Source organism: Pseudomonas sp. NPDC087598 (genome assembly GCF_044743525.1).
Lineage (GTDB): Bacteria > Pseudomonadota > Gammaproteobacteria > Pseudomonadales > Pseudomonadaceae > Aquipseudomonas.
The window spans coordinates 23,608-34,994 of record NZ_JBIUWQ010000064.1 but is presented as its reverse complement, the minus strand read 5'-3'; the positions used below and the strand labels follow the sequence as shown (position 1 = coordinate 34,994).

General features: G+C 59.7%; 9 protein-coding genes and 1 pseudogene. 8 read left to right on the top strand and 2 right to left on the bottom strand.

Annotated elements, in window-relative coordinates; genetic code table 11:
* Positions 1 to 112: 112 nt before the first annotated feature.
* From ACIOWE_RS25625 to ACIOWE_RS25605, 5 genes and pseudogenes are all read left to right on the top strand, one after another.
* Positions 113 to 1,201, top strand: a pseudogene (locus ACIOWE_RS25625) (homoserine dehydrogenase); the annotation flags it as partial.
* 66 nt (positions 1,202 to 1,267) lie between these two features.
* Positions 1,268 to 2,677, top strand: coding sequence for a threonine synthase (gene thrC / locus ACIOWE_RS25620; protein ID WP_401397307.1), 1,410 nt, complete (start codon positions 1,268 to 1,270; stop codon positions 2,675 to 2,677).
* Between the two features lie 120 nt (positions 2,678 to 2,797).
* Positions 2,798 to 4,171 carry a transporter substrate-binding domain-containing protein gene (locus ACIOWE_RS25615; protein ID WP_401397304.1) on the top strand — a complete coding sequence of 458 codons (1,374 nt, stop codon included), beginning with the start codon at positions 2,798 to 2,800 and terminating at the stop codon, positions 4,169 to 4,171.
* Between the two features lie 117 nt (positions 4,172 to 4,288).
* Positions 4,289 to 4,696: a response regulator gene (locus ACIOWE_RS25610; protein WP_401397301.1), complete on the top strand. Its 408-nt coding sequence runs from the start codon at positions 4,289 to 4,291 to the stop codon at positions 4,694 to 4,696.
* A gap of 167 nt (positions 4,697 to 4,863) precedes the next feature.
* Positions 4,864 to 5,145 (top strand): DUF3509 domain-containing protein, encoded by a 282-nt coding sequence (locus tag ACIOWE_RS25605; RefSeq protein ID WP_401397298.1) that lies wholly within the window; start codon positions 4,864 to 4,866, stop codon positions 5,143 to 5,145.
* A 176-nt stretch (positions 5,146 to 5,321) separates the two neighbouring features.
* Here ACIOWE_RS25605 and ACIOWE_RS25600 read toward each other — a convergent pair whose 3' ends face one another.
* A complete protein-coding gene (locus ACIOWE_RS25600) occupies positions 5,322 to 6,302 on the bottom strand; it encodes a TIGR02285 family protein (RefSeq protein WP_401397295.1) in 981 nt (326 codons plus the stop codon).
* Entirely contained in the window at positions 6,229 to 7,428 is a 1,200-nt protein-coding gene (locus tag ACIOWE_RS25595; protein WP_401397293.1) for a CaiB/BaiF CoA transferase family protein, read from the bottom strand. Before ACIOWE_RS25595 ends, ACIOWE_RS25600 begins: the two co-directional genes overlap by 74 nt.
* Positions 7,429 to 7,574: 146 nt before the next feature.
* On the opposite strand from ACIOWE_RS25595, the gene ACIOWE_RS25590 reads away from it, so the two are divergent.
* From ACIOWE_RS25590 to ACIOWE_RS25580, 3 genes are all read left to right on the top strand, one after another.
* Positions 7,575 to 8,117, top strand: coding sequence for a YaeQ family protein (locus tag ACIOWE_RS25590; protein WP_007908961.1), 543 nt, complete (start codon positions 7,575 to 7,577; stop codon positions 8,115 to 8,117).
* 53 nt (positions 8,118 to 8,170) lie between these two features.
* Positions 8,171 to 9,880, top strand: a complete 1,710-nt coding sequence (gene recJ / locus ACIOWE_RS25585; RefSeq protein WP_401397290.1) for a single-stranded-DNA-specific exonuclease RecJ — start codon at positions 8,171 to 8,173, stop codon at positions 9,878 to 9,880.
* A gap of 270 nt (positions 9,881 to 10,150) precedes the next feature.
* A complete protein-coding gene (locus tag ACIOWE_RS25580) occupies positions 10,151 to 11,257 on the top strand; it encodes an NADH:flavin oxidoreductase/NADH oxidase (protein ID WP_401397287.1) in 1,107 nt (368 codons plus the stop codon).
* The last annotated feature ends 130 nt before the right edge of the window (positions 11,258 to 11,387 follow it).

Genomic DNA, 11,387 nt, shown 5'->3' with positions numbered 1-11,387 from the left:
ACCCCCCCACCACCCACCCATTGCCAAGCCCAAGACTTAACACCAGATCTCCTGGAGTGCATTTCCGTCAGACTTGGGCTCTTCCGATGTCGCTGGGCTCGAAGTAATTCTCATCGTCATAGAGCTGATGGGCGGCTACACCGTTGCCCGCGAGCTGGTACTCAAGGCCATCGAGAATGGCAAGCATGTGGTCACCGCGAACAAGGCTCTGATTGCCGTTCACGGTAATGAAATTTTCGCCAAGGCACGCGAGAAAGGCGTGATCGTGGCGTTCGAAGCGGCAGTGGCCGGTGGCATTCCGGTGATCAAGGCGATCCGCGAAGGCCTGTCCGCCAACCGCATCAACTGGGTGGCCGGGATCATCAACGGCACCGGTAACTTCATCCTCACCGAGATGCGCGAGAAGGGCCGCACGTTTGAAGACGTGCTGGTCGAAGCTCAGGCACTGGGTTACGCCGAAGCCGATCCGACCTTCGACGTTGAAGGCATCGACGCGGCGCACAAGCTGACGATTCTGGCCTCCATCGCGTTCGGCATTCCGCTGCAATTCGACAAGGCCTACACCGAAGGCATCACCAAGCTGACCACCGCCGACGTGAATTACGCCGAAGCGCTGGGCTATCGAATCAAGCACCTTGGTGTGGCCCGCAGCACCGCTGCCGGTATCGAGCTGCGCGTACACCCGACGCTGATCCCGGCCGATCGTCTGATCGCCAACGTCAACGGCGTGATGAACGCGGTGATGGTCAACGGTGACGCCGCCGGTTCGACGCTGTTCTACGGCGCTGGCGCCGGCATGGAGCCAACCGCGTCGTCGGTGATCGCCGACCTGGTGGACGTGGTTCGCGCCATGACTTCCGATCCGGAAAACCGTGTGCCGCACCTGGCCTTCCAGCCGGACTCGCTGTCGGCCCATCCGATCCTGCCGATCGAAGCCTGCGAAAGCGCTTACTACCTGCGCATTCAGGCCAAGGACCATCCGGGCGTACTCGCTCAGGTGGCGAGCATCCTCTCGGAGCGCGGCATCAACATCGAGTCGATCATGCAGAAGGAAGTCGAGGAACACGACGGTCTGGTGCCAATGATCCTGCTGACCCACCGCGTGGTCGAGCAGCGCATCAACGATGCCATCGCCGCCCTCGAAGCCCTGGCCGGCGTGAATGGTCCGGTCGTACGGATCCGCGTCGAGCACCTGAACTAAGTTGTTGTCCTGCACCGGCCCCGTGAACGGGGCCGTTGTTGTGAACACTCTCCATTGGAGTCAGTCATGCGTTACATCAGTACCCGCGGCCAGGCACCGGCCCTGAATTTCGAAGACGTCCTGCTGGCCGGTCTCGCCACCGACGGCGGTCTGTACGTCCCGGAAAACCTGCCACGTTTCACCCAGGAAGAAATCGCTTCCTGGGCCGGCCTGCCGTATCACGAACTGGCTTTCCGCGTTATGCGCCCGTTTGTCACCGGCAGCATCCCTGACGCCGATTTCAAAAAGATCCTCGAAGAAACCTATGGCGTGTTCTCGCACAGCGCCGTCGCGCCGTTGCGTCAACTGAACGGCAACGAATGGGTGCTGGAGCTGTTCCACGGCCCGACCCTGGCGTTCAAGGATTTCGCCCTGCAACTGCTCGGTCGCCTGCTTGATTACGTGCTGGAAAAACGCGGCGAGCGCGTGGTCATCGTCGGCGCCACCTCCGGTGACACCGGCTCGGCCGCCATCGAAGGCTGCAAACACTGCGAAAACGTCGACATCTTCATCCTGCACCCGCACAACCGTGTGTCCGAAGTGCAGCGTCGCCAGATGACCACGATTTTCGGCGAGAACATCCACAACATCGCCATCGAAGGCAACTTCGATGACTGCCAGGAAATGGTCAAGGCGAGCTTCGCCGACCAGAGCTTCCTCAAAGGCACGCGTCTGGTCGCCGTGAACTCGATCAACTGGGCGCGGATCATGGCCCAGATCGTTTACTACTTCCACGCAGCCCTGCAGTTGGGCGGCCCGGCACGTTCGGTGTCGTTCTCGGTGCCAACCGGCAACTTCGGCGACATCTTCGCCGGTTACCTGGCGCGCAACATGGGCCTGCCGATCAACCAGTTGATCGTCGCCACCAACCGCAACGACATCCTGCACCGCTTCATTAGCGGCAATCAGTACGTCAAGGAAACCCTGCACGCCACGCTGTCGCCGTCGATGGACATCATGGTCTCGTCGAACTTCGAACGTCTGCTGTTCGACCTGCACGGTCGTAACGGGGCGGCGATTGCCGGCCTGATGGATTCGTTCAAGAAGGACGGCAGCTTCAGCGTCGAGCAAGAGCGCTGGACTGAAGCGCGCAAATTGTTCGACTCGCTGGCCGTGGACGATGCGCAAACCTGCGAAACCATCGCCGAAGTTTTCGAGCAAACCGGCGAAGTGCTCGATCCGCACACTGCGATCGGCGTCAAGGCTGCGCGCGAGTGCCGCCGTAGTCTGGACATCCCGATGGTGATCCTGGGGACTGCTCACCCGGTGAAATTCCCTGACGCGGTGGAAAAAGCCGGTGTAGGAAAAGCTCTCGAACTACCTGCACATCTTTCTGATTTGTTTGAGCGAAACGAGCGCTGCACCGTTCTGCCAAACGAGCTGAAAGCCGTGCAAGCCTTTGTCAGCCAGCATGGCAACCGCGGCAAGCCGCTTTAAGCCTGCAAAAGCTGTCACATTTTGAAGCCCGTCTCCTGACGGGCTTTTTTGTTTCTGCTGCCACACTGCTCGGGTTTTCACCCATGAAGGACGGGTGAGTCGATCACGAAGGATGTGGCAATGCTGTTTTATAGAGGTTTCAAACCAGCACTGGGCTGGTTGTTAGTGTTGGGAATGCTGACGGGAATGGGCAGCAGTGTGGCGGCGCAACTGGCGCTGCGTGACGATGCCCGGACACACAATGTTCAGCCTGTCGAACTCGATGAGCATGAGCGTCAATGGATTCGCGATAACCCGAAGGTGACGGTGGCTTCGGTGCAGTACCCGCTGTACCTGTTTCAGGATGAGCACGCGCAGTGGAGCGGGTTGAACAATGATGTGCTCAAGCAAATCAGTGCCATGACCGGCCTGCAGTTTGTGCACCATGAATCGTTTTCCACCGATCACATGCTCGAGCGCCTTGAGAGTGGCGCTGCGGACATCAGCACTACGCTGGCGATGAGTGACGAGCGCAAGGTGTTTCTGGATTTCAGCCATGCCTTTGGCGGCGCAGGCTGGGTGTTCGTCGGGCGTGCGGGAGCGCCATCGGTAGAGTCGCTGGAACAACTGACCAAGCGCGTCGTGGTGCTGCCGGCCCGGCATGCGCTGGAAGATCTGATTCGCCGTGATTACCCGTCGATCGAGATTCGCTCGGTGAAAACCTACGCCGAAGCGCGGGCATTGGTCGAGAGTGGCGAGGCTTACGCCACGATCGAAAACGAGATCGGTGCGCAGCTCTATCCGTTGGGGTTGCTCAAGGTCGGCGGGCTGGTGGAAGGCAAGTGGGAGGCTGATCATCTGGCGGTGCGCAAGGGCATGCCGGAGCTCTTGAGCATTCTCAACAAGGCTTTGGAGGCGTTTCCCGCTGCCGAGCTACGCGCCATTCGCCTGAAATGGCTGGAGGGCATCTCACCGCCTCCTGTGCCTTCGGCCTGGCAACGGCTGGTTGGTTGGGGCTATTGGGCATTGGTAGTCCTTGGTGTGTTCGGCCTGCTGTCGCTGGTGTGGAATCGTCGCCTGGCCGCAGTGATCAAGCAGCGCGGGGCTGCCGAGCAGAACCTCGGCGATCAATTGGCCTTTCAGCACGCGCTGATCGACTCCATGCCCGACCCGGTATTCGTCCGGGATTTGCAAGGGCGCCTGATCATGTGCAACCGCAGTTATGAGGAGGCGCTTTCGGTTCGCCAGGATCAAGTGCAGGGGCGGTTGCTGATCGAGATCGATGCGCTGCCCGAGGCCACGGCCGTGATGCTGCATGAAGAATTCATGGTGCAGTTGCGCACGCGCACCTCGCGCTTCATTAAGCGGCAGTTGCAGTTCAAGAGTGGCCCGCGCGAGGTCTACCAATGGACGGTGCCGTTCTACAGTGTCGACGGTAAATTGCGCGGACTACTGGGGGGCTGGACGGACATTACTCAGCGTCGGACGGAGAGTGGCTGCCGTTGTCTGCATTGAAGTTGGGAAATGTCCTATAAGACGCGGCTACTTTTCCGATGGGAGGCTTAAGACGGCTGCCCTACAGTGATCGGCAACTGCGGTGAGAGTCCGCGATTGTCGTTTCAGAGGTCGCCCATGCGCTCGCTTAAAGTCCTGATTCTTGAACCCAATCCGTTTCAGTTGATGGCATTGCATCAAATGCTCAATGCCATTGGTATCTATGACGTCCTGACCGCGCCATCGCTGCCAGCGGCTTTATGTTCACTGGGGCATCGCGGCGCGGTCGATATTGCCATTTGCGATCCGCAACTCAAGGGCGGTGACGGCCTCGCCCTGATCCGGCATCTGGCGCTGCAGCGTGAAGCGCGAGCGCTGATTCTGCTGGGGACGGTGGCGCCGAGTCTGCTGAACGATCTCGAACCGCTGCTTTGCGAGCAAGGGCTGCGGCTGCTGGGGCGCCTGCAATCGCCGGTTTCGGCGGTGCTGATGCGAGGGCTGCTGGACAGCTATCTGATCGCCCCTTTGCAGCCCGTCGAGGCGTGAAGTGCACGGTTATTTTTCTGTCATCTTCGCGGTGCATGCTCTGACAGACCGGTGACACTCCAGTGCTTGCGGCCGGGATGATGCAGAACTTTCTTCTCGGGCCGGTGGTCATTTACTGTGGACATGCCCCAGACACAATGTTTTCGGACGATTGAGTGGAGATCGAGATGGAAAGTATCAGTCTATTGCTCGGTGAGGCTCTGAGCCCGTATCAGGTTTCGTTGTCTCCACGCGGCGCACACGGTGAATGCCTGGTGACCTTGAAGAACAGCAGCGGTGCAATTGTGGTGGAACGCGAATTCAATCAGGCGCAACTGACCGACAAGCGTCAGTTGACCGATGTCGTTGATGGCTTGCACCGAGACGTCCTGATCGCCGAAGGGCGACTGGAGCCCTGTGTCATCGCGGCATTGCGCAATGCGGCCCTGGACAAGCGTCCGGCGCTCTGAAAATGAAATATTTTTTGTGGGAACCTTCCTGCATCCCTGTCAGTCAGACCCATTAACAGCAGGATCAAGCATTGTGCTCCGGTGCTTGTCGCTTGCTGCTACGGGTCTTTAGGTAGGCCACGTTTAACCCCGAGTCGTCTCCCCACTTCTCGGGGTTTCTTTTGTCCGGCGTTTGCCTATTGCGCGGCTTGATGCTCAAAAAAGTCACGGGCTTCCTGCAGATAATCGGCTTGTCGCTCAGGGTCCAGCCACGCGGCGTATAGCTGATTCAAGTGTTCGTGAGGCAGGGTGCGCAGCAGATTGTTGATCTCGACGATAGCCTGACGACCAAGTGTGGTGTCAGAGCAGCCAACGTAGCCCGAGAGATATTTTCCCGTGCCCTGGATTGCGTAAAACTCCAGATCATTCTCGTCAATCTGCGCCTGCTTCGCCTGATAGCGAATCTCCGGCCAGTAGCCCAAGACCACCTGTAATCGGCCCAGATGCTGCATCGACAGCAGATTGGTCAACGCATCATTACCGTAGTGAGGCGTCAGTGCGCCGCCGGGTGCCTGATGCAAAATTTCGTCGACGAATTCGCCATAACTGCGTTCGGCGACAACGCCGACTTTCCCGTCGCCACTGGCCAGCAGTGCAGACAGATCGACCTCGCCATTTAGCAGATAGGGTTTGAGCACGGCACGATCCTGTTGCCGAACCACCAAGCCGTTGCTCACGGCGCGAATCGCCGGAATCGAATACGCCACCCATTGCGCTCGCTGCTTGTTCCACAACAGCGCCGGGTCGCAGGCAAAAGGGTTTTCGTGAAGCATCTGCAAACCACGCGCGCGATTGACCCGCATCAGCGTGTGTTCGTATTGTGGCATGCCGGCGATCAGCATCGGCATCAGTTGATCGATCACGCCCTGGCCCTTTTTCGGGCCTTCGTAAATCGTTAGGGGCGGCAGGTCGCGCAGCAACCAGATCAGTGTCGGTTTGGCCTGCGCCCCTGCCGGCAGGGCCAGCAGAAACAATAAGCCGAACAGCCGCCACGTCCACCAGTGGTGGGCGCGGTGAGTGTTCGATGTTGGCTGGCGTTTCAGCTCAAATGGCTCCGTCTTCGCGCAGTCGAGCGATCTGCTGTTCGTCGTAGCCAAGATCGTGGAGTACCTGCGCATTGTGTTCACCGAGCTGCGGTCCGACCCATTCGGACGAGCCTGGCGTCTCAGAGAGTTTCGGCACGATGCCCGGCATCTTGAAGGGTTTGCCGTCGGGCAGCTTGGCGTGCAGGAACATTTCCCGGGCCAGGTATTGTGGATCGCTGAACATGTCCTCGGCGCTGAAGATCCGACTGACCGGTACGTCGGCTTGATTGAGCAGGTCGAGCACGGTCTGCAGCGGCAGCGAATTGACCCAGCGATCAATCACGCCATACAGCTCGTCACGGCGCACGTCACGCCCGTCGTTACTGGCCAGCGTCGGGTCGTTGGCCAAGTCTTCACGACCGATCACCAGCATGAAACGTTTGAAAATCGCATCGCCATTGGCGCCGATCTGCACGTGCTTGCCGTCGGTGCTGGTGTGAATAGAAGAGGGCGTGATGCCGGGCATGATGTTGCCGGTGCGTTCGCGGATGAACCCGAACACATCGAACTCCGGGACCATGCTTTCCATCATCGCGAAAATCGCTTCATACAATGCCACGTCGACCACTTGGCCCACGCCGCCGTTGACCTCGCGGTGACGCAGCGCCATCAATGCGCCGATCACGCCCCACAGCGCGGCAATCGAATCGCCGATGGAAATCCCCGTGCGCACCGGTGGCCGATCTTCGAAACCGGTGATGTAGCGCAGGCCGCCCATGGATTCGCCGACTGCACCGAAGCCTGGCTGATCTTTCATTGGCCCGGTCTGGCCGAAACCGGATAGACGCACCATCACCAGTTTCGGGTTCAAGGCGTGCAGGGTTTCCCAGCTCAGGCCGAGTTTCTCCAGCACACCGGGGCGGAAGTTTTCGATGAGGATGTCGGCCTCACTAAGCAGCTTTTTCAGGATGGCCAAACCATCGGGATGCTTGAGATTCAGCGTCAGCGACTTTTTGTTGCGTGCCTGAACGAACCACCACAAGGAGGTGCCTTCGTACAATTTGCGCCACTTGCGCAGTGGGTCACCGCCGTCCGGCGATTCGATCTTGATCACTTCGGCACCGAACTCGCCGCAAATGCGCGAGGCAAACGGCCCGGCAATCAACGTACCCAATTCAATGACTTTCACACCGCTGAGCGGCTTATTGGCGAACGGCATACTGAATCCTGTAGGACAAGGCTGAGCGGATACAGCGTTTTAACATAGCCGGCTGTCAGGCGCCCAAGGTTGATCGCCATCAATTCGATGATTGCCTACCGCATCGGTTAGACTTGCCGACTTTCCTCGTATCAAGAAGCCCGTTCATGGCCCAGCCGTCCACTACCTATAAATTCGAACTGAACCTCACCGACCTCGACCGCAGTGTCTACGAGAGCGTTAAGCAGACGATCGCCCGTCATCCTTCGGAGACCGAAGAACGCATGACCGTGCGACTGCTGGCCTACGCCCTCTGGTACAACGAGCAGTTGTCGTTTGGCCGTGGTCTGTCGGATGTGGATGAACCTGCGCTGTGGGAAAAGAGTCTGGACGACCGTGTCCTGCACTGGATCGAAGTCGGCCAGCCGGACGCCGATCGCCTGACCTGGTGCTCGCGCCGCACCGAACGCACCAGCCTGCTGGCCTACGGCAGCCTGCGCGTTTGGGAAACCAAAGTGATCCCGGCGATCAAGAACCTGAAAAACGTCAACATCGCCGCGGTTCCGCAAGAAGTGCTGGAAACCCTGGCCAAGGACATGCCCCGCGTCATCAAGTGGGACGTGATGATCAGCGAAGGGACAATCTTCGTCACCGACGACCGTGGTCAGCACGAAGTCCAGTTGCAATGGCTGCAAGGCGAGCGCGGCTGATCCGCGCCACTGCTGATTAATCCTACGTATTCAAGAGAAGTCTCCGTCACCTCATGCGCATCGAACCTCGCCAACTGCCTGCCACTCTGCCATTTCTCGGTGATCTGCCGCCGCTGTTGACCCGTTTGTACGCGGCGCGGGGCGTGCAGTCGGAGGCAGAACTGGACAAAAGCCTGGCTCGCTTGATCCCGTTCCAGCAGCTTAAAGGTATCGATGCCGCAGTAGACCTGTTGGTGACGGCGCTGGAACAGCGTCAGCGCATCCTGATCGTCGGCGACTTCGATGCGGACGGCGCGACCGCCAGCACCGTCGGCATGCTCGGCCTGCGCCTGCTGGGCGCGGCGCACGTCGATTATCTGGTACCCAACCGCTTCGAATACGGCTACGGCCTGACCCCGGAAATCGTCGAAGTCGCCATGACCCGTGAGCCGCAGTTGCTGATCACGGTCGACAACGGTATCTCCAGCGTCGAAGGCGTCGCCGCCGCCAAGCGTCATGGGCTGAAAGTGCTGATTACTGACCACCACTTGCCCGGCGACGAACTGCCGCTGGCAGATGCGCTGGTCAATCCGAATCAGCCGGGTTGCGAATTCCCGAGCAAGGCGCTGGCCGGGGTCGGGGTGATTTTCTATGTGTTGATGGCCTTGCGTGCACGCCTGCGCAGCCTCGGTTGGTACGAGAACAAGCCGCAGCCGAATATCGGCGAACTGCTGGATCTGGTGGCACTGGGCAGCGTCGCCGACGTGGTGCCATTGGACGCCAACAACCGGATTCTGGTGCATCAAGGCCTGGAACGGATTCGTGCCGGGCGCGCGCGACCGGGGATCAAGGCGATCCTCGAAGTCGCCAAGCGTGACGCTGCGCGTATTACCTCCACGGATCTGGGTTTTATCGTCGGACCACGTCTGAACGCCGCCGGGCGTCTGGATGACATGAGCCTCGGCATCGAATGCCTGCTCACTGCCGACGCCAATCTGGCCCGGGAGATGGCCGCGCAACTGGACGGCATGAACCAGGATCGCAAATCCATCGAGCAGGGCATGCAGCGTGAAGCGCTGGCGCAGCTCAAGGACTTGCCGGTCGAATCGATGCCGTTTGGCCTGTGCCTGTTCGATCCTGAGTGGCACCAGGGCGTTATCGGTATCCTCGCCTCGCGGATGAAAGAGCGTTATTTCCGCCCGACCATTGCCTTTGCCGATGCTGGCGACGGCCTGCTCAAGGGCTCGGGGCGCTCGGTTCAGGGCTTTCATATTCGCGATGCCTTGAGCGTGGTGGCGGCGCAGCATCCGGAGCTGATCAGCAAGTACGGCGGCCATGCAATGGCGGCGGGTCTGACCTTGCCGCAGGAGAATTTTCCGCTGTTTGCCGAAGCATTCGACGCTGAAGTGCGTAGGCAACTTCGCGAAGAAGACCTGACCGGGCGTTTACTCTCGGATGGCACGCTGGCGGTTGAGGAGTTTCACCTCGAACTGGCCCGCGCCCTGCGCCATGCCGGACCTTGGGGACAACACTTCCCTGAGCCGCTGTTTCACGGTGTGTTCCAGTTGGTTGAGCAGCGGGTCGTGGGCGAACGGCACCTGAAAGTGGTGCTGAAAAGCGAGTGCGGGTCAGTGAAGCTCGACGGTATTGCGTTCGGTATCGACCGCGAGGTCTGGCCGAATCCGACCATTCAGTGGGTTGAACTGGCCTACAAACTTGATGTGAACGAGTTCCGTGGCAACGAGACCGTACAATTGATGATTGCCCACATCGAACCACGTTGACGCCATTCGCGAGCAGGCTCGCTCCCACAGGGATATGCATTCCAAAATGTGGGAGCGAGCCTGCTCGCGAAAGCACCCTTTCACACACTGAATCACTCTGAACCCTCCCTCATCTCCGGTTGTCGACTAGGCTCTAAGCACTGCTTGATTGGCCTTGTGACGTCTTGTCGAATTTTTTGCCCGCGGGGGCGGGTGCTGTACCTTTTCCTGTCACTCGTCGACTTTTCAAACAGAACCCTGGAGCCTGCCCACTGATTTGAGAGGTGCCCCATGAGTCTGCTGCTTGAACCCTTTAACCTGCGCCAACTGACCCTGCCCAACCGCATCGCCGTCTCCCCGATGTGCCAATACTCCAGCGTCGACGGTCTGGCCAACGACTGGCATCTGGTGCACCTCGGCAGCCGTGCAGTGGGCGGTGCCGGGCTGGTTTTCACCGAGGCCACGGCCGTCACGGCCGACGGGCGGATCACCGCCGAAGACCTCGGCCTGTGGAACGACGACCAGATCGAACCGCTGCAACGCATCACCCGTTTCATCACCTCTCAGGGCGCTGTCGCCGGCATTCAGCTGGCCCATGCCGGGCGCAAGGCCAGCACCCATCGGCCATGGATCGGCAAACATGGCAGCGTCAAACCGGATGACGGCGGCTGGACACCGGTCGGGCCGTCGCCAATTGCCTTCGACCCGCAACACACACAACCGAAACAGCTCGATGAAGGGCAGATCGCCGAGGTCATTCAGGCGTTTGTCGATGCCGCAAAACGCGCGCTGACGGCGGGGTTCAGTGTGGTTGAAGTTCATGCGGCGCACGGTTATCTGCTGCATCAGTTTCTCTCGCCGCTGAGCAATCAACGCCGCGATCAGTACGGTGGTTCATTTGAAAACCGTATTCGTCTGGTGCTGCAAGTCACCGAAGCGGTCCGCGCTGTCTGGCCGGAGGAATTGCCGGTGTTTGTCCGCGTGTCGGCCACTGACTGGGTCGAAGACGGCTGGAATCCTGATGAAACCGTAGAGCTGGCGCGACGCTTGCGCACCCTTGGCGTGGATCTGATCGACGTTTCTTCGGGCGGCACAGCAGCCAATGCAGAGATTCCTGTCGGGCCGGGCTACCAGACGCGTTTCGCCGAGCGAGTGCGCAAGGAGTCAGGCATCGCCACCGGCACTGTCGGCATGATTACCGAACCTGCGCAAGCCGAGCATATTCTGCGCACCTGTCAGGCCGATATCATCTTCCTCGCCCGTGAACTGCTGCGTGATCCTTACTGGCCGCTGCACGCCGATGATGATCTGGGCGGCCGCAAAGCGGTGTGGCCGGCGCAGTATCAGCGTGCGACCCATCGGGATCAGCCGATTCATGAGTCTGATTTGCGCGATTAAGTGAACCGCTGAAAAGCAAAAAGCCCCGGTCAGTGATGGCCGGGGCTTTGTTTTGTCTGGTGAATGTTGTTTTGCCTGGGCCGCCTTCGCGAGCAGGCTCGCTCCCACATTGGATCAATGCCAGTCATGA